Annotated in this window: 19 protein-coding genes; 10 read left to right on the top strand and 9 right to left on the bottom strand. The window is 72.8% G+C overall.

Annotation, left to right across the window (positions count from 1 at the left end):
• Positions 1-35: 35 nt before the first annotated feature.
• The 3 genes from ACFW9D_RS20275 to ACFW9D_RS20265 form a co-directional block, all read right to left on the bottom strand.
• The gene (locus ACFW9D_RS20275; protein WP_384623605.1) at positions 36-1,628 is read right to left on the bottom strand and encodes an adenosine deaminase; all 1,593 of its coding nucleotides are present in this window, start codon (positions 1,626-1,628) and stop codon (positions 36-38) included.
• A gap of 133 nt (positions 1,629-1,761) precedes the next feature.
• Entirely contained in the window at positions 1,762-2,037 is a 276-nt protein-coding gene (locus ACFW9D_RS20270; RefSeq protein WP_384623572.1) for a hypothetical protein, read from the bottom strand.
• 214 nt (positions 2,038-2,251) lie between these two features.
• Positions 2,252-3,046 carry an endonuclease/exonuclease/phosphatase family protein gene (locus ACFW9D_RS20265; RefSeq protein ID WP_384623571.1) on the bottom strand — a complete coding sequence of 265 codons (795 nt, stop codon included), beginning with the start codon at positions 3,044-3,046 and terminating at the stop codon, positions 2,252-2,254.
• A gap of 322 nt (positions 3,047-3,368) precedes the next feature.
• On the opposite strand from ACFW9D_RS20265, the gene ACFW9D_RS20260 reads away from it, so the two are divergent.
• The 5 genes from ACFW9D_RS20260 to ACFW9D_RS20240 all read left to right on the top strand — a co-directional run bounded on the left by ACFW9D_RS20260 (position 3,369) and on the right by ACFW9D_RS20240 (position 9,405).
• Positions 3,369-4,496: an ROK family protein gene (locus ACFW9D_RS20260; protein WP_384623569.1), complete on the top strand. Its 1,128-nt coding sequence runs from the start codon at positions 3,369-3,371 to the stop codon at positions 4,494-4,496.
• A gap of 50 nt (positions 4,497-4,546) precedes the next feature.
• Positions 4,547-5,932 carry an extracellular solute-binding protein gene (locus tag ACFW9D_RS20255; RefSeq protein ID WP_384623567.1) on the top strand — a complete coding sequence of 462 codons (1,386 nt, stop codon included), beginning with the start codon at positions 4,547-4,549 and terminating at the stop codon, positions 5,930-5,932.
• 88 nt (positions 5,933-6,020) lie between these two features.
• Positions 6,021-6,917: a carbohydrate ABC transporter permease gene (locus ACFW9D_RS20250; RefSeq protein WP_384623565.1), complete on the top strand. Its 897-nt coding sequence runs from the start codon at positions 6,021-6,023 to the stop codon at positions 6,915-6,917.
• Positions 6,914-7,753, top strand: coding sequence for a carbohydrate ABC transporter permease (locus ACFW9D_RS20245; RefSeq protein WP_384623563.1), 840 nt, complete (start codon positions 6,914-6,916; stop codon positions 7,751-7,753). The genes ACFW9D_RS20250 and ACFW9D_RS20245 overlap by 4 nt, the downstream gene beginning before the upstream one ends.
• Before the next feature lie 8 nt (positions 7,754-7,761).
• Complete coding sequence (locus ACFW9D_RS20240; protein ID WP_384623561.1) at positions 7,762-9,405, top strand: beta-N-acetylhexosaminidase; 1,644 nt, start codon at positions 7,762-7,764, stop codon at positions 9,403-9,405.
• A gap of 101 nt (positions 9,406-9,506) precedes the next feature.
• Here the strand turns inward: ACFW9D_RS20240 and ACFW9D_RS20235 are convergent, their stop codons facing one another.
• From ACFW9D_RS20235 to abc-f, 4 genes are all read right to left on the bottom strand, one after another.
• A complete protein-coding gene (locus ACFW9D_RS20235) occupies positions 9,507-10,196 on the bottom strand; it encodes an AMP-binding protein (protein ID WP_384623560.1) in 690 nt (229 codons plus the stop codon).
• Between the two features lie 186 nt (positions 10,197-10,382).
• Entirely contained in the window at positions 10,383-10,541 is a 159-nt protein-coding gene (locus tag ACFW9D_RS20230) for a hypothetical protein (RefSeq protein WP_188340701.1), read from the bottom strand.
• Between the two features lie 144 nt (positions 10,542-10,685).
• Positions 10,686-12,335: an ABC-F family ATP-binding cassette domain-containing protein gene (locus ACFW9D_RS20225; RefSeq protein ID WP_384623559.1), complete on the bottom strand. Its 1,650-nt coding sequence runs from the start codon at positions 12,333-12,335 to the stop codon at positions 10,686-10,688.
• A 52-nt stretch (positions 12,336-12,387) separates the two neighbouring features.
• Entirely contained in the window at positions 12,388-14,022 is a 1,635-nt protein-coding gene (gene abc-f, locus ACFW9D_RS20220) for a ribosomal protection-like ABC-F family protein (RefSeq protein WP_384623558.1), read from the bottom strand.
• A 436-nt stretch (positions 14,023-14,458) separates the two neighbouring features.
• On the opposite strand from abc-f, the gene ACFW9D_RS20215 reads away from it, so the two are divergent.
• Positions 14,459-15,304, top strand: a complete 846-nt coding sequence (locus ACFW9D_RS20215) for a prephenate dehydratase (RefSeq protein ID WP_384623556.1) — start codon at positions 14,459-14,461, stop codon at positions 15,302-15,304.
• Positions 15,305-15,332: 28 nt separating this feature from the next.
• On the opposite strand, the gene ACFW9D_RS20210 is transcribed toward ACFW9D_RS20215, so the two are convergent.
• On the bottom strand, positions 15,333-16,010 hold the full coding sequence (locus ACFW9D_RS20210; protein WP_384623554.1) for an ArsR/SmtB family transcription factor: 678 nt from the start codon (positions 16,008-16,010) through the stop codon (positions 15,333-15,335).
• Positions 16,011-16,116: 106 nt separating this feature from the next.
• On the opposite strand from ACFW9D_RS20210, the gene ACFW9D_RS20205 reads away from it, so the two are divergent.
• Both ACFW9D_RS20205 and ACFW9D_RS20200 read left to right on the top strand, forming a co-directional pair.
• Positions 16,117-17,487: a rhodanese-like domain-containing protein gene (locus ACFW9D_RS20205; protein WP_384623552.1), complete on the top strand. Its 1,371-nt coding sequence runs from the start codon at positions 16,117-16,119 to the stop codon at positions 17,485-17,487.
• Complete coding sequence (locus tag ACFW9D_RS20200) at positions 17,484-18,791, top strand: MFS transporter (protein ID WP_384623550.1); 1,308 nt, start codon at positions 17,484-17,486, stop codon at positions 18,789-18,791. Before ACFW9D_RS20205 ends, ACFW9D_RS20200 begins: the two co-directional genes overlap by 4 nt.
• Here ACFW9D_RS20200 and ACFW9D_RS20195 read toward each other — a convergent pair.
• Entirely contained in the window at positions 18,763-20,253 is a 1,491-nt protein-coding gene (locus ACFW9D_RS20195; protein WP_384623603.1) for a SulP family inorganic anion transporter, read from the bottom strand. The genes ACFW9D_RS20200 and ACFW9D_RS20195 overlap by 29 nt on opposite strands.
• Positions 20,254-20,665: 412 nt before the next feature.
• Here ACFW9D_RS20195 and ACFW9D_RS20190 point away from each other — a divergent pair, with 412 nt between their 5' ends.
• Both ACFW9D_RS20190 and ACFW9D_RS20185 read left to right on the top strand, forming a co-directional pair.
• Positions 20,666-21,094 carry a MerR family transcriptional regulator gene (locus tag ACFW9D_RS20190; RefSeq protein ID WP_223206268.1) on the top strand — a complete coding sequence of 143 codons (429 nt, stop codon included), beginning with the start codon at positions 20,666-20,668 and terminating at the stop codon, positions 21,092-21,094.
• Positions 21,091-21,996 (top strand): MBL fold metallo-hydrolase, encoded by a 906-nt coding sequence (locus tag ACFW9D_RS20185; protein ID WP_384623549.1) that lies wholly within the window; start codon positions 21,091-21,093, stop codon positions 21,994-21,996. The genes ACFW9D_RS20190 and ACFW9D_RS20185 overlap by 4 nt, the downstream gene beginning before the upstream one ends.
• Positions 21,997-22,187 lie beyond the last annotated feature (191 nt).

Genomic DNA, 22,187 nt, shown 5'->3' with positions numbered 1-22,187 from the left:
GACCCGGACGGATCCGGGTCCGTGCCCGCGGCTGATCAGCTGCCGGCGTTCCGCTCGAACGTCGCGAACGCGGCTTCCTGACGCCACTCGGTGCGCGCCTTCGGGCTGTCGGCGAGCAGGGCGCGGCAGGACCGCGTCCGCACCGGCAGGCCGGGGCGCTCACCCTGGCAGGCCGGGACCGCGCGGTACCCGTCGGCCGTCGGGTTCCCGCGCCACACGCTGGCGCCGGGCAGGAACGCGTACTCCAGGGATGCGCGGGCCAGGTCCTTCAGCTCCGGGTACGACAGGCCGTAGGTCTTCGCGGCGTACTGGTACTCGTGCGTGATGTCGATGCGCGAGATGCCCTGGTCGTCGGTGGACAGGACGATCGGCACCCCGTACGCGCGGTACGTCTCGAAGGGGTGCTCGGCGCCCTTGACGCCGAGGATCTGGGCGTTGCTGGTGAAGGGGACCTCGACGGCGGTCTCGCGGTCGGCCATCCGGCGGGCGGTGCGCTGCCAGTTGTCCTCGTGGACCAGGTCGACTCCGTGGCCGACGCGCTCGGTGCGGGCCACGTCGACGGCTTCCTGGATGTGGAACTTCAGGTCCTCGGGCTTGACCAGCCCGGGCCACAACTCGCCCGCGTGCAGGGTGACATGGGCCTTGGGGTAGACCTCGCGCAGGTACTTCAGCATGCGCATCTGGAGGCTGTAGTTCTCCAGGGAGCTGTCCCAGTCCTCTGGCTGGACCAGGTTCACGGCGACGAAGCGGCCGTCGCGCTCGGCGAGCCGCATGCCGAGCGCCATCTGCGTGAAGACCCGCTCGGGCGAACTGCCGCGCGACACCTGGGAGATCCAGCGGACGGTGAGCTCGCAGCCGGGGCGGGCCTGCGGCGTGCCGCAGTGCGAGGCGGTACGGAACTCGGCGTCGCCGTCGTCCGCCTCCTTGCGGGACTCGGCGACGAGCGCGTCGAGGCGGCCGCCGGCCAGGAGCTTGCGGTGCAGCGCGGCGAGGTCGGCGTCCCAGCCCACGTCGTTGGCGAGCTTCTTGGCGCCGTCGGACGCCGGGCTGACCATGGTCTCCAGGTAGAACTGGTTCTGCCGTACGGATTCGTCGGCGACCTGGGAGAGCAGCTTGCCGCGGTTGCGCCAGGTGACCTCGCCGAACTTCCCGAAGGTGTCGAAGAAGTGGTCGTGGCCGTTCTGGTCCGCCGGGAAGTCCTGCATGGACCAGGCGCGCACGAGGTCGTCGTGGAAGGCGCGGTCGGTGCGGGCGTCGGCGGCGGGCCGGGTGCCGGGGCCGCAGGGCGGGGGCACGGCGGTCATCGTGGAGTCGATGCAGAGCCCGTCCTGCGCGGCGAGCTCGATGAGGTACTCGGTGGAGACCGCGCCCGACAGGTGGTTGTGCAGGTCACCGCCCTTGGGCATGGCCCGGAAGAAGGAGCGGAGCCGGTCGGGGCTGTCGCGGAGCGAGGTCAGGTGGGCGTCCGTGCGCGCCTCGGCGGCGGTCGCGGGCCGCGGTGCGGACCGGGCCGGCTTCGCGTCGGCGGGCCGCGCGTCGGCGGGGCCCGCCGCCAGCGGCGAGAGGACCGCCAGCGTGGCGGCGGCCGCCGGAACGGCCCAGAGGCGTACGGAACTTCGAGGGTTCAGGTTCACCGGAGCATGATCGTCCGCGCCGGCCGCGCGGAGGGGCGTAACGGGCCGCGCGGGCTCCGTAACCACCCGTCCGAGTGATCACGCGGGCGACCACGCACCGCCGGCACCGGTCCCGTCGCCCCGGGGTTCAGGAGGCGGCGCGCCGCTGCGGCACGTACGGCGCAGGGGCCGGGGACAGGCTCGCGGCGGAAGCGGTCCGCTGCGGGCGCCCCAGCCCTCCGGGCGCTGCGCCGCCCGGCGCGTGCTTGCGTTCCTGCTTCCACTCGGCGAGGAGCGCGTCGTAGATCGGTGTGTCGGAGCCGGCGCCGCCCGGCGCCCCCTCCGATCCACCGGCGGCGGCCGGAGGGGGCGGCGCGACCGATTCGGCGGAAACGATTCTTCTCACGTCCTTCATGGCATCCATGAACGAACAATCCCGGCCACGAGACACCCGACTTCCCGGTACTGACCGCAATCGATCCCTTTCGATCGCGGCCGGTCCATGACCCTTACGCGAATGACATCCCGAGGGCTACGACGTACCCGCCGGCCCCACCCTCATGCCCGTTCCGGCACCACCCGACGACCCGGCGGACGGACCACACCGCCGAGCCGCCGGGCGACGACGCGCCGTTCCGTCACGGCAGGCGCAGCTCCACGCGGACCGGGCGGTGGTCCGATGCCGTCTCGGGGAGGACCTCGGCCGTGCGGGCCCGGATTCCCGGTGAGGCCAGGACGTAGTCGATGCGCTCCGTCGGGTTCAGGGCGTCGTACGTGTAGCCGTCGCCCTGGCCGGCCACCGGCCAGGTGTCCTTGAGGCGTTCGGTGAGGGCGACGACCTCCGGGGTGTCGGGGGCGGCGTTGAGGTCGCCGACCAGGACGGTGGGCCGGCTGGACGTCTTCACGATGGCGTCGATGGCCTTGACCTGCGAGAGGCGCTCGGCCTGGGAGGTGTGCTCCAGGTGGGTGTTGAGGAAGCGCAGGGTGGTGCCCCGCACCATGACGTCGGCCTCCAGGAGCCCGCGCTGCTCGCCGGTCGCGGAGCGCGGCAGCAGCGTGTTGTGGGCGTCCAGGATCGGGAAGCGGGACAGGATCGCCGTGCCGTACTGGCGCCGCGGGTCGCCGGGCTCGGCCGGGTCCTCGTCCAGGTTGGCGCCGTAGGTGACGTGCAGGTCCAGGCGGTCGGCGAGCCACTGCGCCTGGTCGGCGAAGTCGCTGCGTGCGGACCAGTGCCGGTCCACCTCCTGCAGTCCGATCACGTCGGCGCCGGAGTCGGCGATGACCTTCGCCGTGCGGGCGAGGTCGAGGTCGTCGGCGGGGTCGGCGCCGTGGTGGATGTTGAACGTCAGGACCGTGACGTCACGACCGGGCACGGGCGCGGCACCGGCCGACGGGGCGACCCCGACCGCCGTGAGCGCCACCGCGGCGAGCACCGCGCATCTGCTCGAGACCCGGGACGCACGAGGTTCACGAGACACAGCACACCTCCGAAATCACAAGGAACCAACAGAACCAACAGAACCGAAGAAACAACTGACGGTTGACGGGGAGTCATTGAACACATCCGCGCGTGGTCAAACACTCAACCGGCGGATTGCGTAGGGATGTTCTGTTCGTGACATGCGCGGCACCACGGCGTCCGGAAGTTGCGGGGGATCCGTTTGTGCACGGCTCTTGACGATCCCGCCGGAGCGCCCCGACGATATCCAAACTCCTTTAACTAAAGGGCATTTACTTAATCGGAGGCGAGCACACGTGACCGTCCCGCGCCGCCGTCCGGCCGAGCGCACCAAGGCGAGCGCCGCGGACAGCCGGGTCCACAACCGCGCGCTCGTGCTGTCGACGCTCTACCACCGGGGCGCCATGAGCAGGTCGGAGATCGCCCGCGCGGTGGGGCTCACCGCGCCCACCGTGTCGGCCCTGGTCGCCGATCTGGAGGGCGACGGGCTGCTCACCGACATCGGCCCGCGCAAGGGCAACCGGCTGGGCAAGCCCGCGAACCTGATGGCGATCGACGACGCGGCGGCGCACGTCCTGGCCCTCGACCTGTCCGCCGACGGCCGGTTCGAGGGCGCCGTCCTCGATCTGCGCGGCAAGGTCGTCGCCCGGGCCCGCACGCCCTACGCCGACGCCGTCGGGGAGGCAGCGGCCGAGCGCGTGACGCGGCTGGTCGCGGAGCTGAAGGAGCTGGCGCCGGGCCGGGTGCTCGGCATCGGCGTCGGGTCCCCGGGCATCATCGGCACCGACGGCGTGGTCCACTTCGCCGGGCACTTCGAGTGGCGCGAACTCCCGCTCGCCGCCCGGCTCTCCGAGCGCTTCGGCGTCCCGGCGCACGTCGGCAACGACATCAACGTCGCGGCGCTCGCCGTGCTGCGCTTCCGCGAGGCCAAGACCCAGAACCTGATGGCGATCACCATCGAGCACGGCGTGGGCGCGGGCCTGATCGTCGGCGGGGAACTGGTCGAGGGCGAGCAGTTCGCGGCCGGAGAGATCGGGCACGTGACGGTCGTCGAGGACGGAGAGCCGTGCGTCTGCGGGCACCGAGGCTGCCTGGAGCCCCTCATCGACGCGGCACAGCTGCGCGCACGGCTCGCGGGCCGGGGCGCGGCCGGGCGCACCGAGGTCCTCACCGCCGCCGGCCGCGCCCTCGGCATCGCGCTCGCCCCGATCAGCAGCGTGCTCAACCTCAACGAGATCGCCCTGCTCGGCCCGCCCGACCTCGTGGAGGGCCCCTTCCTGGAGTCCGCCGCCGCGACGGTGCGGGCCCGTACGTACGCGCCGATAGGGGCCGCGCTGACCATGCGGTCGCTGGCCGGCGACTCCGATCTGATCCTGCTCGGCGCCGCCGGCCTCGTCCTCGCGGGCGAGCTCGGCGTGTGGTGAACGCACCGCGGCACGGCGACTTCCCGTACTGACACCTTCCAGGAGTTCCCATGACCCGTACGGCCCGCACGACCCGAAGGACGACCCGCGCGATCCGCAGACGCGCGGGGCGCCTCCCGCTCGGCGGCGTGGTGGCGGTGGTCGTGGCCGCCTCGCTCGCGGCGGCCGGCTGCTCCGGCTCGGCGGGTCACACCGGGAGCGGCGACGGCAAGCAGCGCGCGGTGCCCGTCGTGAAGGCGAAGGGCAAGACGCTCACCGTGTGGGTGATGGACGGCGACTACTCCGAGGCCACCCGCAAGGCGATGAAGGACCGCTTCACGCGGCAGACCGGCGCCGACGTGAAGATCGAGGTGCAGAACTGGGACGGGATCACCACCAAGATCACCACCGCGCTCGCCACGTCGACGCCGCCGGACGTCATCGACATCGGCAACACGCAGGTGGCGAGCTTCGCCGCGAGCGGCGGCCTGATGGACCTCACCCCGTACGCGAAGGACCTGCGCCAGGGCCAGCAGTGGCTGGACGGTCTGGAGGAGCCCGCGACGGTGGACGGGCGGCTGTACGCGGCGCCGTCCTTCGCGGGAGCCCGCGCCGTGATCTACAACAAGAAGATCTGGGACGCGGCCGGGGTGAAGGCCGCCCCGACCACGTACGACGAACTGAAGAAGGCGCTGCGCAAGGTCCGCGAGGCGCACCCCGCCCGGGACTTCTCCCCCTTCTACCTGCCGGGCAAGTACTGGCACACGGGCGTGCAGTGGGTGTGGGACGCGGGCGGTGACGTGGCCGCGCGGGACGGCGAGGCGTGGAAGGGGACGCTGGGCTCCGGCGCGGCGCAGAAGGGGCTCGCCGAGTACAAGGTGTTCCAGAACGAGTTCTCGGCGCCGTCGACGCGCACCATCGACACACTGAACCCGGACCAGACGCGGGTGTTCGCGGACGGCAAGGCGTCGGCGATCAGCGCGACGAACGTGACGATCGACCTCATCAAGAAGGCGAACCCGGAGATCGAGGACGCGGATCTCGGGACCTTCCCGCTCCCGGGCGCCTCGGGCCGCTCCCAGCCGGTCATGCTGGGCGGCTCCGACTGGGGCGTCGCGGCCAAGAGCGCGCACCAGGATCTGGCGCTGCGGTGGGTGAAGATCGCCACGGATCCCGCGGTGCAGACGGAGTGGGTCGCGGGCCGCGACGGCTGGATCCCGAACAGCGAGGGCGCGGTCAAGGCGGCCGGGGAGAAGGCCGATCCGCTGCTGCGCCCGTTCTTCGACGCGGCGCTGCGCTCGAAGGCGACTCCGGCATCGGCGGACTGGGCGCAACTGGAAGGCAACAAGGACATCGACAAGGTCTTCTCGTCCGTCGCCTCCGGGTCGCGTTCGCCGCGGCAGGCCGCGGGGACCTTCGACACGACGGCCGGCAAGGTGCTCAATGCCGGGGACTGACCAGGCGGTCGGCGGGCGTCGCGAGGCGCCCGCCGCTCCCCCGCCGCCGTCACGCGCGAGGGCGAGCGCCCCGCCGCGCAAAGGGTCCGTGCGCGGCCGCGGTTCCCTCGTCGCGTGGGCGCTGCTGACACCGGCGGGTCTGGTGATGCTCGCCGTCACCGTCGCCCCGATCGCCTTCCTCGTGTACGCGTCGTTCACGGACTACGACCAACGGTCCCTGTTCACCGGCGCGTTCGACGTCGTCGGGGCGCGGCAGTACACGGATCTGCTGGCCGACGCCGAGTTCTGGCGCTCGCTGGCGCGCACGGTCGTGTTCACGGCGGCGATGGTGGCGGGGAGTGTCGCGATCGGCGCGGGCGTGGCGCAGCTCCTGACACGGCTCGGGCCGGCGATGCGGATGACGGTCACGGTCGTGCTGATCCTCGCGTGGGCGATGCCGACGGTCGCGTCGTCCCTGGTGTGGAAGTGGCTGTTCCAGCCCGGCTACGGCGTCGTCAACTGGATGCTCACGCGGACCGGGCTGTTCGGCGACATGACGGACACGGACTGGTCGAACAGCGCGCCGCTCGCGTACGTGTCGATCTGGCTGCTGATCGTGTGGCAGGCGGTGCCGTTCATCGCGCTCACCCTGTACGCGGCGCTGATCCAGATGCCGGCCGAGCTGCAGGAGGCGGCGCGGCTCGACGGGGCGGGCGAGTGGCGGGTGTGGTGGTCGGTGACGCTGCCGTTCCTGCGGCCGACGCTGACCCTGATCACGCTGATGTCGGTGATCTGGGACTTCAACGTCTTCAACCAGATCTGGCTGGTGTCGGCGGGCGGTCCCGACTCGGCGACGACCACACTGGGCGTCTTCGCGTACCGGACGGCCTTCGTGGCGTTCAAGGTCGGCCAGGGCGCGGCCCTGTCCGTGGTCACGACGGTGCTGCTCCTCGCGGTCACCGCGCTGTACATCCGACGGCTGCTGCGTTCCGGGGAGGATCTGTGACGGCGCGAAGGTTCCGCCGGGGCCGCGTCGTCGGCAACACCGTGGCGGTCGTGTTCTGCCTCGTGTGGCTCTTCCCGGTGTACTGGATGGTCAACACGGCGTTCAAGCCGCGCTCCGAGGCGATGACGGCGACGCCGCGCTTCTGGCCGGGCGCGCCGACGCTGCGCAACTTCGACGTGGCGCTCAACGGCACGGAGTTCTGGACGAACCTGACGAACAGTCTGCTCGTCGTCGGTGTCACCGTCGTGATCTCCATCGTGCTCGGCATGTTCGCCGCGGCGGCGCTGTCCCGGTTCCGGTTCGGCGGGCGGCGCACCGTCATGGTGGCGATCCTCGTCGCCCAGATGCTGCCGGGCACGGCGCTCCTCGTCCCGACGTTCCTCGTCTTCAACGAGGCGGGGCTGCTCGGCACGTACACGGGTCTCGTGCTCGCGTATCTCGCGCTCACCCTGCCGTTCTCGATCTGGGTGATGCGCGGGTTCTTCCTGACCGTGCCGGTCGAGGTGGAGGAGGCTGCGCGGATCGACGGCGCGTCGACCTGGCAGGTGCTGTGGCGGATCCTGTTCCCGCTGGTGCTGCCCGGGGTGATCGCGTCGAGCGTGTTCGCGTTCATCGCCGCCTGGAACGACTACCTCATCGCGTACACGTTCATGAAGGAGCAGAGCCAGTACACGCTGCCGGTGTGGCTCGCGTCCTTCACGAACCCGGCCCAGGGCACCGACTACAGCGCGCAGATGGCCGGTTCGGTCGTCTTCTCGCTGCCCGTGGTCGTGTTCTTCCTGCTCATCCAGCGCAAACTCGTCTCCGGCATGTCGGCCGGAGCGGTGAAAGGATGATCCACCCCATGCTCCTGCCCCGTCCCACCTCGGTCCGGCACGACGACGGCTTCTTCCTGCTCGACGACACGACCGCAGTGGTCGCGGCGGCCGAGGTGCGCCTCGAGGCGCGCTGGCTCCAGTCGGCGCTGCGTCCCGCGACCGGCCTCGACCTCCCGCTCGCCGATGGCGCGGAGCGCGCCGTGGAGCTGCGGCTCGACGGCACGCTCGGCGCCGAGGCGTACCGGCTCGACGTCACCCCGGCCGGGGTCGTCGTCACGGGCGGGGACCGCGCCGGTGTCTTCCACGGCTGCCAGACCCTGCTCCAGCTGCTGCCCGCCGAGGTGTACCGGCGCGGCGAGGCGTCCGGAGTGCGCTGGGCGGTGCCGGCGGTGGCCGTCGCCGACGCGCCGCGGTTCGCGTGGCGCGGCGCGATGCTCGACGTGGCGCGGCACTTCATGCCCAAGCACGATGTGCTGCGGTTCGTCGACCTGATGGCGATGCACCGGCTCAACACCCTGCATCTGCACCTCACCGACGACCAGGGCTGGCGGGTGGAGATCCGGCGGCGGGCGCGCCTCACCGAGGTCGGCGCGGGGCGGCGCGAGTCGCAGCGCGGCGCCGGTCCCGAGGCGCGGGGCGACGGCCGGCCGCACGGCGGCTTCTACACGCAGGACGACATCCGGGAGATCGTGGCGTACGCGGCCCGGCGGCACATCACGGTCGTCCCCGAGATCGACGTGCCGGGGCATTCGCAGGCCGCGATCGCCGCGTACCCCGAACTCGGCGTCGGGGGCGGCCCCGCGGAGGTGTGGACCCGCTGGGGCGTCAACCCGCGCGTCCTCAACATGGAGGAGTCCACCGTCGACTTCTACCGTGACGTCCTCGACGAGGTCATGGACCTGTTCCCCGGCGCGGTGATCGGTGTGGGCGGCGACGAGTGCCCGACCACGGAGTGGGAGAAGGACCCGCGCACGCAGGAGCTGATGCGCGAGCGGGGGCTGCGCCACGAGCACGAACTGCGCTCGTGGTTCGTACGGCGGCTCGGCGAGCACGTGAGCGCGCGCGGACGGCGGCTGTTCGGCTGGGACGAGCTCCTGGAGGACGAGGTGCCGCCCGGCACGGTCGTGGCGTCGTGGCGCGGCATGACGGGCGCGGTGACGGCCGCCCGCCGGGGCCTGCACGTCGTCTCCTGCCCGGACGACCAGGTGTACCTGGACTACCGCCAGTCCGAGGACCCGGACGAGCCGATCCCGGTGGCGGTGCCGATCACGGTGGAGAAGGCGTACGCGTTCGATCCGGTGCCGGCCGTTCTGACGGCCGACGAGGCCGCGCACGTGCTGGGCGGTCAGGCCAACATCTGGACGGAGCACATGGATTCGCCGCGCACCGTCGACTACTTCGCGTTCCCGCGCCTGTGCGCGGTCGCCGAGGCGCTGTGGTCCACGGGCGAGCGCCGGTACGAGGAGTTCCGGCCGCGCCTGGAGCACCATCTCGCCCGGCTCGACGCGGTCGGGGTCGAGTACCGCGCGGCGACGGGACCGCGCCCGTGGCAGACCCGGCCGGGCGTCCCGGGCCGCCCCTCCTCGGAGGCGGACGGGGAGGCGTTCATCGAACAGCTCGTGGCCGGCATCAAGGAGCCGTCCGGCCCGTCGGACGGCTCCGGCGACTGAGGCCGCCCGGGACGTCCCGGCTCACGGGCCCGCCAGTGCCGCCCTCGCCAGGGTGCCCTGGAGGAGTTCGCGGTCCTCATCGACGTGCGGCAGCCAGGAGGTCACCCCGCGCTCCCCGCCTCCGGGACGTCGGCGGCGCCGACGGGTTCCCCGAACAGGCAGGCGCCGGTGCAGACGGTCGCGTGGAGGACGTCGGCGGCCGCCGACACCACCGGCACCTCGCGCAGGGGGCGCGCCGCCGAGCGGGTGCGGGCGCGCAGCGCGTCGTGGGTCAGTGCGGTGTCCGGGACGCCCGCGCGGGAGCGGAGCACCACGGCCAGGTCGTGCCCGGCGCGGTGCACGACGCTCGGGCGCTGCGGCCAGAACACCAGCTGGTCGAGGAAGCCCGGTCCGACCCCCACCACGGTCGTGTCGTCGGCCTCCGTGTGCTCCGCTCCCGCCACAGCGCGCAGCGGCGTCTCGGGGACGGTCGTCCGGAACACGAGCCGCGCGCCCTCCGCCGCGCCGCGCGGGCGCACCGCGCGCGGCACGCCGCCGCGGCGGGGCGCGACGACGGCCACGGCGCCGGCCCGCAGGGCGCCGAAGTACAGGACGGGGAACACGGGTTCGTCGGGCGCCGGGAGCCCCACCCGGTCGCCGGGGCGCAGCCCGTGCGCGAGCAGTCCACCCGCCACCCGGGCGCTCAGTTCGTCCAGTTCGACGAGGGGCAGCACGCTGTCCCCGACTCGCATCGCCGGTCGCTGCGGGTGCCTGCGGGCCGCTTCCACCAGGGCTGTGGCGAGATTGCTCACGTCAGTTCGCTTTCCTACGGGCGGGGTTCGGTTCGACGTGACGATCCTCACCAACCCGGCTCGCCGGGGGCCATGTCGACGCGTACAGGGTCTTCTGTCGCCGCCGACAACGACCTCGACGGTGCTTCTCCCGTTGGGAGACCCCCCGGGTGGTGCCGCCCGCCGGGACCGGGCGACACGCGTCCGTCAGTGGAGCCGTTCGGTCCGCCGCGCGGCGCGGCGGCGCACCGGTACGACGGTGTCCGGCTCCTCGTACGCCGTGTCCGGGCAGTCCGGCTCCGTCAGGTCCGGGCTGTACACCGGAGCGACGAAGAGGTTCTGCCACTGCGGACGCGGGGACGGCATGCGCCGCCCCGCCGTGTCCGCATGCCGACGCACCTGAGATTCACTCATATGACCTTCCAGCGTTTCGACCCCTCGGCGGCGTGAACTCCGGCCGCCGTCATGACCTTCGATGTGTGACCGGTCCGGCAGGCGCCGGAACACGAATCACCCTGGTGGCGGAGGTACGTCCCGGTGAACCGCGGCGAGGCCGAGCACCCGGCCGGTCCAGCGGGACCGCAGCCACCGGTCGTGGCTGGCGACGACGACGGCGCCTGGCCCCTCGGCGCGCAGCGCCTCCTCCAGTTCGTCGCACAGGCTCGGCGAGAGGTGGTTCGTGGGCTCGTCGAGCAGGAGGAGTTGGGGCGGCCGGGCGACCAGGAGGGCGAGCGCGAGGCGGCGGCGCTGCCCCACCGACAGGTGCGCGACGGACTTGGCGCGCTCCGGGGCGGCGAGCAGTCCGAGCGCGGACAGCGGGGTCGCCTCGGCGCGCGCCGGGCCGAGGACGGCGGTGTACACCTGCTGCGCGGAGCGCTCCGGCCGCTCGAACTCCGTGTCCTGGGCGAGCAGTCCCACGGTGAGTCCGGGCCTGCGTCGCACCGCGCCTCCGGCCGTGAGCCGCCCGGCCAGCACCGCGAGGAGGGTGGACTTGCCCGCGCCGTTGCCGCCCGTGACGAGGAGCCGGTCGCCGGGCGACAGCGTGAGGTCGCCGACGGCCAGCCGCCCGGGGACGTGGACGCCGCTGAGTTCGACGAGGTCACCGGCCCCGGTCTCCTGTACGACGGCGGGAGCGGCGAGGACGAGGGGGCGCGGCGGGGCGGGGATCTGGGCGCGCTCCAGGTCGTCGAGGCGCCGGGCCGCGTTGCGCACGCGGCGGGCGATCTGGCTCTGGACGCGGCCCGCGCGCAGGCCGTAGCCCATCTTCTCGGTGTCGCGGGGTCCCCGGTCGGGGGCGACTCTGCGGGCGGTCGTGTCCACCGATGCGCGCAGGGCGGTCAGCGCCTCCTGTTCCTCGGCGTACCGGCGTTCCCAGCGGGTGCGTTCGGCCCGCTTCTCCGCCAGGTAGGCGCTGTAGGTGCCGCCGAAGCGGACGGGTCCGTCGAGCGCCGGGTCGAGGTCGAGGAGGTCGGTGCAGACGGCGTCGAGGAAGGCGCGGTCGTGGCTGGCGACGACGACGGCGCCGGGCAGGCCGCGCAGTTGCTCCTCCAGGAAGGCGGCGGCGTCGTCGTCGAGGTGGTTGGTGGGTTCGTCGAGGAGCAGGGCGGTCGGACGCCGGACGAGCAGCGCCGCGAGCGCGAGGCGCGAGCGCTGCCCGCCGGAGAGCGAGCCGACGGTACGGGTGTACGGGATCGCGCCGAGGCCGAGTCCGGCCAGCACGAGCCCGGCGCGCCGGTCGGCGTCCCACACCTCCTTCTCCTCGGCCTCCTGGAGGAGCCGGCCGTACGCGTCGAGGAGCTCGGCGTCCTCGGGGGCGTCGGCCACGCGGGCGGCGAGCCGGTCGAGCTCCGCGAGGGTGTGGCGCGCCTCGCGCAGGGCGTCGTCGAGCACGTCGGCGACGGCGGCCTCGGCCGGGTAGGGCAACTCCTGTTGCAGGCAGCCGAGTTCGGCCGGCCTCTCGACGCGGCCGGAGTCAGGACGGTCGGTGCCGGCGAGCAGCCGGATCAGAGTCGACTTGCCGACTCCGTTCTCGCCGATGAGCCCGATGCGGCGACCGGGCGCGGCGGTGAGGGAGACGCCGTCGAGCACGCGCCGGTCGCCGAGGGTGCGGACGAGGTCGTGGGCGATCAGTGCGGCGGGGGCTGGGGTGGGTTCGGTCATGGAAGGGCTCACCTGTGTGGTCGGGAGAGGAGGGGCCGGAGCCGGGGAGGTGTCACTCCCCCGGCGCGGCGACCTCCGTCAGCACCCCGTCCGCGAGGCGCAGTCGGCGCTCGACGCCGATCTCGGCGAGGAACCGCTCGTCGTGGCTGACGACGACGAACGCGCCCTGGTAGGAGGCGAGGGCGCTCTCCAGCTGTCCGGCGCTGACCAGGTCGAGGTTGTTCGTCGGCTCGTCCAGGAGCAGGAGCTGCGGAGCCGGTTCGGCGCACAGGACGCAGGCGAGGGTGGCGCGCAGACGTTCGCCGCCGGACAGCACGCCGGTGGGCAGATGGGCGCCGGCGCCGCGGAAAAGGAAGCGGGCGAGGAGGTTCATCCGCTCGGCCTCGGTGCGGTGCGGCGCGTACGCGGCGAAGTTCTCGGCGACGGTCCGGTCGAGGTCCAGCAGGTCGAGCCGCTGCGACAGATAGGCGACGCGGCCGTCGGCCCGCCTGATCTCGCCGCTCTCGGGGGCGAGTTCGCCGAGGACGAGCCGCAGCAGGGTGGACTTCCCGCTGCCGTTCGGGCCGGTGAGGGCGATGCGCTCGGGGCCCCGGATCGAGAGGTCGAGGCCGTCTCCCGCGAACAGCGGCCGGTCGCCGTGGCGGACCTGGAGGTGTTCGCCGTGGAAGACGGTGCGTCCGGCGGGGACCCGGGTGTCGGGCAGGTCGAGGGTGAGGCGCTGCTCGTCGCGCAGGGCGCGTCCGGCCTCGTCGAGCCGGGTCTTGGCCTCGCTGACCCGCCCCGCGTGGACCTGTCCGGAGCGTCCGGCGGCCTCCTGGGCGCCGCGCTTCATGTTCCCGGCGAAGATCTTCGGCAGGCCCGCGTCCTTGAGGTTGCGGGCGGCGTTGCTCATACGGCGCTCGGCACGCTCGCGGGCCTGCTGCGCCTCTCGCTTCTCGCGCTTGAGGGCCTGTTCCGCGTTGCGCACGTTCTTCTCGGCGACCTCCTGCTCGGCCTTGACGGCTTCCTCGTACGCCGTGAAGTTGCCGCCGAACTGGCGCAGTTCGCCGCGGTCCAGTTCGACGATGCGGTCCATCCGGTCGAGGAGAGTGCGGTCGTGGCTGACGATCAGCAGGGCGCCGTTCCAGTCGGTCAGGACGTCGTAGAGGCGCTGCCGGGCGTCGCCGTCGAGGTTGTTGGTGGGCTCGTCGAGGAGCAGCACGTCGGGGCGCTTGAGGAGCTGGGCGGCGAGGCCGAGGGAGACGACCTGGCCGCCGCTGAGGGTGCCGAGGACGCGGTCGAGGGCGACGTCGTCGAGACCGAGGCGGTCGAGCTGGGCGCGGGTGCGCTCTTCGATGTCCCAGTCGTCGCCGATGGTGGTGAAGTGCTCCTCGGCGACGTCGCCGGACTCGACGGCGTCGATCGCGCGGATGATCCCGTCGACGCCGAGGACCTGGGCGACGGTCAGGTCGGTCGTGAGCGGCAGGCTCTGCGGGAGGTAGCCGAGGGTGCCGGTGACGGTCACGGATCCGGCGGTGGGCCTGAGCTCTCCCGCGATCAGCTTGAGCAGGGTGCTCTTGCCGGCTCCGTTGGGCGCGACGAGCCCGGTGCGGCCGGGGCCGATCGTGCTGGACAGGCCCGCGAAGACGGGGGTGTCGTCGGGCCAGGCGAAGGTCAGGTTCGAGCAGACGACGGAGATGTCGGACATCGTGTGTACCTCAGAAGGTGACGCGGGAACGCTCGAGCGCGCTCCACCGCGAAGGGAGTCATGGCGAAAGGGGACGACGAGGCAGCCACTTCGGCGGACGCTTCCTCAGCGTCACCGGTGGCCGTCAGGTCCGGGTCTCACCCGGAGATGTCGTCGTCACCCGCCACGGTCTGCTCCTGATCACACGAAGAATGGAAGATCCACCGTAACAGAGCCTCTTCCGCGCGCCCTCTCCTTTTTTCTTCGGCCCCCCTTTTCGTCGGCCCCTTGTTCGCCGACGCTGCCCTCGCCGGCCCTTCTGTCATCGGCCCTTCCCTCATCGGCCTCCCTCGTTCGTGGTCTCTCGTTGTGGACACCGCGCGGGGTGCGGGCCGGTTCGGTCTACGGTGATGCCGTGCTGACCGACGGCGCCAGCTCTCTTCGAAAGTGACCCACCGTGACGAGCGTCGCATATCAGGGTGAATACGGCTCCAATTCCGCGGCCGCCGCCCAGAAACTGTTCCCCGGCTGCACCGAGCTGCCCTGCACGAGCTTCGAGCAGGCCCTGGACGCGGTGACGCTCGGCAGCGCCGACCTCGCGGTGATCCCGGTCGACAACTCCGCCGCCGGACGCGTCGCCGACGTGCACCACCTGCTGCCGGAGTCGGGCCTGTTCGTGATCGGGGAGTACTTCCTCGCGATCCACTTCGACCTGGTGGGCGTGGCGGGGGCGACGCTCGACCAGGTGGAGCAGGTGCGCAGCCATGTGCACGCGCTCGGGCAGTGCCGCAAGGTGCTGCGGGAGGGCGGCTGGCGCACGCTGGTCAGCGACGACACGGCGGGCGCGGCCCGCGAGGTGGCCGAGCTCGGGGACCCGCGGCACGCGGCGCTCGCCCCGCCGGCCGCGGCCCGGCACCACGGTCTCGAGGTGCTGCGGGCGGGCGTCGAGGACGACCCGGAGAACACGACGCGCTTCGTCGTCCTGTCGCGCGACGCGGACTTCGCCCCGCTGACCGGCGCCCCGACGATGACGAGCCTCTTCTTCGCCGTGCGGAACATCCCGAGCGCGCTGTACAAGGCCCTCGGCGGCTTCTCCAGCAACGCGGTGAACCTGACGAAGATCGAGAGCTACCAGATGGGCGCGGGCCTCAACCCGAGCTGCTTCTACGTCGAGATCGAGGGCCACGTCGACGAGCCCCGCGTGGCGCTGGCCCTGCACGAGCTGCGCTTCTTCTCCTCCGAGGTCCGCGTCCTGGGCGTGTACCCGGCCCACGCACACCGGCTGACCGAGCGCCCCGCCTGACGCGCGCGCAGCCCCGAGGGGCCGCTGGTCACGCCGGGTCGCCGGTGTGGACGGGGAGTTCGGCGAGCCGCCATTCGAGCATGCCGTCGTCGAGCCGGATCGCCCGGCGGCCGTGTTCGGCGAGCAGCCGCACCGCGTCGTGCGCGAGGACGCAGTACTCGCCGCGGCAGTACACGACGACCTCCAGGTCCGGGGGCAACTCCTGGATGCGGTCCGCGAGTTCGGCGACCGGGACGGAGAGCGCGCCCGGAATGTGTCCGGCCCGGTACTCCTCCACGGGGCGCACGTCGAGGAGCACCACGTCCCCGGCCTCGACGCGGGCCCGCAGCTCGTCCCGGCCGACCTGAGCGGCGCCGTCCTCGCCGAGGTAGGCGTCGCGGGCGGCCGGTACGGTCGCCTGGTGGGTCTCGGTGACCTTGCGCAGCAGCGCGAACAGCCGGGCGACGTCGTCGCCGGCCAGTCGGTAGTGGACGCGCACGCCCTCGCGGCGGGTGGCGACGAAGCCGGCCTGCTTGAGGGTCTGCAGATGCGCGGACGCGGTCGTCAGATTCAGCCCGGCCGCCTTGGCGAGCGCGTCGACCGTGCGCTCGCCCTGGGCCAGCAGATCCAGCAGTTCCAGCCGCTTTCCGCTGGCCAGCGCCTTGCCGCCGACCGCGAACGCGTCGTAGAGCGCCGCCTTCGCAGCCGCCTTCGCCGTCTTCGGCATGCCATCCTCCATAAATCCATGGAATATTGTAGTGGAGGGCCGCGGCAGCGACCAGCGGGACGCGGCAACCGGTGTCCCGCTCGCTTCACCTGATCTTGGAGGACCCGTGGGCTTCGCCGACGACCACCTCGTCCCCCTCCTCGACGCGGGACTCGGCAACAACGCCTACCTCGTCGATCTGGGCGACGGCCGCGCGCTGGCCGTGGACGCCGGCCGCGATCTGCGCACCCTGCGCGAGGCAGCAGGCCGGCGCGGGCTGCGGGTCGCGTTCGCGGCCGACACCCACCTGCACGCCGACTTCCTCTCCGGCGCCGTCCAGCTGGCCCATGACGAGCGCGCCGTGGTGCTGGCCTCGGCCGCGGGCCGGCGGGGCTTCGCCCACCGGGGCCTGGCCGACGGCGACGAGGTCGGCCTGGGCGGCCTGACGCTGCGCGCGCTGGCCACCCCCGGGCACACCGACGAGCACCTCTCGTTCCTGCTCCTGGACGGGGAGCGTGCCGTGGGCGTGTTCACCGGCGGCTCGCTGATCGTGAACTCCGCCGCCCGCACCGACCTCCTCGGCGCCGAGCGGGCCGAGGAACTCGCCCGCGCCCAGTACCGCTCGCTCCAGCGGCTCGCCCGGCTGCCCGAGGACACCGCGGTCTGGCCCACGCACGGCGCCGGCTCGTTCTGTTCGGCCCCGCCCGGCAGCGAGCGCACCAGCACGATCGGCGCCCAGAAGGAAGCCAACCCGCTGCTCGCGGCGCCGGACGAGGACGCCTTCGTACGGCGGCTGCTCGACGGCCTGGGCAGCTACCCCGCCTACTTCGACCGCCTCGCCGAGCGCAACCGGCTCGGCCCCGCCGTCCTGACGTACGAACCGGTCCTGCCCGCCCTCGCCGCGGAGCGGGTCCACGCGCTGCGCTCCGAGGGCGGGTACGTCGTGGACGTGCGCCCGGCCGCCCGCTTCGCCGGAGGTCACGTGCACGGAGCGGTGTCGATCGCGCTGCGGGACCAGTTCGCGACCTGGCTCGGCTGGCTGCTGCCCGACGACGCCCCGCTCGCGTTCGTCGCCGACGCGGACCAGGACCCGGGCGAGATCGTCCGGCAGGCGTACAAGATCGGCTACGAGCGGATCGCCGGGCACCTCGCCGGAGGCATGGCCGCCTGGCGTGCGGCCGGTCTCCCCGTGGCGCGGACTCCGTACCTCACGCCGGACCAGGCACCCGACACCGCTTACGTCGACGTGCGTCAGCGGTCCGAGTACGCCGCAGGGCACGTCCCCGGCGCCCTGCACCTCGAACTCGGCACGCTGGCCGGACACGTCGGCGACACCCCCGAAGGCGCGCTCGTCGCCTGCGGGCACGGTGAGCGCGCCATGACCGCGGCCAGCGTCCTCGAACACGCCGGGCACCCGGGCGTCCGCGTCCTGAACGGGCGTCCGCGCGACTACGCGGCCGCGCACGGCCTGCGCCTGACCGAGGGCGAGGCTCCGTGAGAGGCCTCCGGGGACGGGGTCCGGCCGCGCCCGTACGGCTGGGGCTGCGGGAGAACTGGCCGCAGTTCACGCTGCTGGTCGTCGTCAACGTCTGCGTCGGCGGTCTGGTCGGCCTGGAGCGGACCACGGTGCCGCTCATCGGGACCGAGGTCTTCGGGCTGACGAGCGACCTGGCCGTGTTCTCGTTCATCATCGCGTTCGGGCTCACCAAGGCCCTGACCAACCTCGCCGCCGGTGCTCTCACCGCGCGCTTCCGGCGCAAGCAGCTCCTGGTCACGGGCTGGCTGATCGGCGTCCCCGTGCCGTTCGTGCTCGCCTGGGCGCCGTCCTGGGGCTGGATCGTCGCCGCGAACGTCCTGCTCGGCCTCAACCAGGGACTGGCCTGGTCGATGACGGTCAACATGAAGATCGACCTCGTCGGGCCCGCCCGCCGGGGCCTGGCCACGGGCCTCAACGAGGCGGCCGGGTACACCGCCGTAGGTGTCACCGCCCTGCTCACCGGCTGGCTCGCCACCGTCCACGGGCTGCGCCCGGCCCCCGAGCTCATCGGTGTCGTCTTCGTCGTCGCCGGACTGGCTCTCGCCCTGGCCGTACGCGACACCGCGGGACACGTCGCCCTCGAACTCGCCCGGCACGCCGAGCCGCTGCCCACCGGCGAGAGCACCGGCCTGGCCGCCGTCTTCGCCCGGACGTCCTGGCGGCACCGCTCGCTGCGCGGCGCCAGTCAGGCGGGACTCGTCAACAACCTCAACGACGGTCTCACCTGGGGTGTCTTCCCGCTCCTGTTCACCGACCACGGTCTCGGCCTCGCCGCGGTGGGCCTGATCAAGGGCCTGTACCCGATCCTGTGGGGCATGGGCCAGATCCCGACCGGGCATCTCGCCGACCGCGTGGGCCGCAAACCCCTGATCGTCACCGGCATGCTCGTCCAGTCCGCCGGCTTCGTGATCGCCCTGGCCCTGCTCGACACCCCGCTGCTCGCGGGCGTCCTGTCCTCCGTCGCGCTGGGCCTCGGCACGGCCATGGTCTACCCGGCGCTGATCGCCTCGGTCTCGGACCACGCCCACCCCGCCTGGCGGGCGAACGCCCTGGGCACCTACCGGTTCTGGCGCGACATCGGCTATGCCGTCGGCGCCCTGGTGGCCGGGGTCCTCGCCGACGCCCTCGGCCTGAACGCCACCGTCGTCGCGGCCGCCGCCCTCACCGCCGCCTCCGGTCTGCTCGCGGCCCGCTGGATCGGCGAGCGCCCGGTGCCGTCCCGCACCGCCCGGCCCGTCAGTGGCCGTTCGCGAACTCCCCGCTGAGCCGGTCGTGGAGGTCGGCGCTCGGGGTGTTGAGCCCGGTGATCTCCACGGTCTTGCCCCGCTGCGCGTACTTCGTCTCGACGGCGTCCAGGGCGGCGACCGAGGACGCGTCCCAGATGTGCGCGGCGCTCAGGTCGATGACGACGTGCCGCGGGTCGCCGGCGTAGTCGAACCGGCCGACGAGGTCGTTGGAGGAGGCGAAGAAGAGCTCGCCGGTGACCCGGTACACCACGGTGGCGTGGTCCGGGTCGGTGACGGAGGTGACGTCGGCGAGCCGGGCGACCCGCTTGGCGAAGATCACCATGGCGGTGACGGAGCCGACGACGACGCCGATCGCCAGGTTGTGGGTGGCGACGACGCACACGACGGTGACCAGCATGACGAGGATCTCGCCGCCGGGCATGCGCCTGAGGGTCTTCGGGGCGACGGAGTGCCAGTCGAACGTCGCGAACGACACCATGACCATGACGGCGACCAGCGCCGCCATCGGGATGTCGGAGACGACCGGACCGAACACGATGCAGAGCACCATGAGGAAGGCTCCGGCGAGGAAGGTCGACAGGCGGGTGCGGGCGCCGGACACCTTCACGTTGATCATCGTCTGGCCGATCATGGCGCAGCCGCCCATGCCGCCGAAGAGTCCGGTGACGATGTTGGCGATGCCCTGCCCGATCGACTCGCGCGTCTTGTCGGAGTGCGTGTCGGTGAGGTCGTCGACCAGCTTGGCCGTCATGAGCGACTCCATCAGGCCGACCAGCGCCATCGCGAGCGCGTACGGGGCGACGGTCGTCAGGGTGCCGAGGGTGAACGGCACGTCGGGCAGGCCCGGCACGGGCAGCGCGGACGGCAGGGCGCCCTTGTCGCCGACGGTCGGCACGGCGATGCCGGCCGCGACGGTGATCACGGTGAGGACGGCGATCGAGACGAGCGGGGCGGGCACGGCCTTCGTGATCCTCGGGAAGAGGACCGTCATCGCGAGGCCACCGGCGATCAGCGGGTAGACGGCCCAGGGGACGTCGGTCATCTCCGGGATCTGGGCCATGAAGACGAGGACGGCGAGCGCGTTGACGAAGCCGACCATCACGGAGCGCGGCACGAACCGCATGAGCCGGGCGACGCCGAGCGCGCCGAGGACCACCTGGAAGACACCGGCGAGGACGACGGCCGCGACCAGGTACCCGAGCCCGTGCTCGCGGTTCAGCGGTGCGACGACCAGCGCGACGGCACCGGTCGCGGCGGAGATCATCGCGCGGCGCCCGCCGACGACCGAGATGACGACGGCCATGGTGAAGGCGGAGAACAGGCCGACGGCCGGTTCGACCCCCGCGATGACCGAGAAGGAGATCGCCTCGGGGATCAGCGCGAGTCCGACCACGAGACCGGCCAGCACCTCGGTGCGCCAGACCTGCGGATCGGACAGCCAGTCGGGCTTCAGCGCGCGCAGGCGGGCGGCCGGCGACACGGGGGCGTCGGAAGAGGGCACGGATTGGAACCTGTCGTGCTCGGGCGCACCCGTGCCGTCGGGCCCGGGCGCGCGGAAGGACACGGCGACACCGGACGGCGTCCCCGCGGTCGGCTCCGTGGCGGACGGAGCCGGAAGTCGATGAGAGGGGCGAAGGGCGCGCGCGGCTACGCCGTCGCGTTCACGTCCCCGGGCGTCACGGCGGACAGGCGGCGGCGCGGGGCGTCCTGGGCTCGCGCACGCTGGTCTCCCGCAGCATTCCGCACTTCACCGGGAACACCGTCGGCCCCGGTACGACACCTGCGGGGCGGCACACGGCCGCCTCGCCCCGCAACTCTACCCTGACGTTAGGGTAGGGATCGGCGCGGCGTAAGGGATGCGGCCGCCACGGAGAAGAGCTGAGGCGGCGGGCGTGGACGGCAGGCACATGCAGATCGGCGAGGTCGCCGCGCGCACCGAACTGTCGCTGCGCACCATCCGGCACTACGAGGACACGGGTCTGGTCATCCCGTCCGCCCGCTCGCAGGGCGGCTTCCGTCTGTACACCGAGGCCGACGTGGCCCGGCTGATGGTGATCCGCCGCATGAAGCCGCTCGGCTTCACCCTGGACCAGATGCGTGACCTGCTCGACGCCACCGACCGCCTCGATCACGACCCCGCCCCGGACGCCGACGAGCGCGCCGCCCTCCTGGAGCGGGTGCGCGCCTACCGGGAGGCGGCGCTGGAGCAGGTGGAGAAGCTGCGGGTCCAGCTCTCCCGTGCCGAGGAGTTCGCCGCCACACTGGGTTCCCGTCTCGACCCGAAGGCCGCGCAGCGGCGGAAAGACGAGGTGCGCCCGTGACCGATCCGTCCTGCGCTCCCCCGGCCGAAGTGCCGTACGGGGCGGTCTCGGTGCTGGTCGGGGACCGGCGCGGCGCGTTTCCGTACGGGAACTCTCTGCTGGTGCGCGGGAGGGACACGACCGTCGTCGTGGATCCCTCGCTGTCCCTGGTGGATCACGTGCCGGCGGCGGACATGGTGCTGGTGAGTCATGGGCACGAGGACCACGTGGCCGGGCTGGGCGGCTACGACATGCCCGTGCATGTCCACGAGAAGGATCTGGCGGCGGTGCGCTCGCGGGCCGCGATGGTGGCGAGCTTCGGGCCGGCCGAGGAGCACCGGGACGCGCTCGACCGGCAGCTGCGGGACGAGTTCCGGGTGGCTGACCGGCCGGACGCCCAGGGGTTCACCGAGGGCACGGTGTTCGATCTCGGCGGGCACACGGTGACCGTGGTGCATCTGCCGGGGCACACGGCGGGGCACTGCGGCTTCCTCGTCGAGCCGGACGGGTTCCTGTTCGTCGCCGACATCGACCTGACCTCCTTCGGCCCGTTCTACGGTGACGCGGGGAGCAGCCTCGTCGACTTCGAGGCGTCGCTGCGGCGCTGCCGGGAGATCGACGCCCGCTGGTACGGGACGGCGCACCAGAAGGGTGTGATCGAGGGGGCCGCCGAGTTCCGGTCCCGGCTGGACGCGTTCACCGGTGTCGTCGAGCGGCGTGACGCCACGCTGCTGTCCCTGCTCGAGGAGCCCCTGGGCGTCGGGGAACTCGCCGCCCATCGGCTGGTCTACCGGCCGCACGTCGAGGGCGTGCACGTCCCGCTGGTCGAGCGTCGCACGCTGGTGCGGCACCTGGCCCGGCTGTCCGACCAGGGCCGGGTCGAGGAGGTCGAGCCGGGCCTGTTCCGTTCGACCGGGAAGTGACGGCGGGCCGCTCTCCGTGCGGCCGCTCACCCGGCTGCGCGGGTCCGTCACGCGTTCGCGCCATTCCGGGGTGCGCGGCCGCCGCCCGGCGTGAAAGCTGAGGGCAGCGGCTCGGGCCCCTCGTCCTCCCCCCTCGTGTCAGGCGCCGGAGCCGTGCCCCCGGGGGGGGGGGGCGGCGGGGGGGCGCGCGC

It is taken from the genome of Streptomyces sp. NPDC059524 (genome assembly GCF_042749255.1).
GTDB lineage: Bacteria > Actinomycetota > Actinomycetes > Streptomycetales > Streptomycetaceae > Streptomyces > Streptomyces xanthii.
Note: the sequence above shows the minus strand (reverse complement) of the source record. Positions and strands in the feature narration are given on the sequence as shown.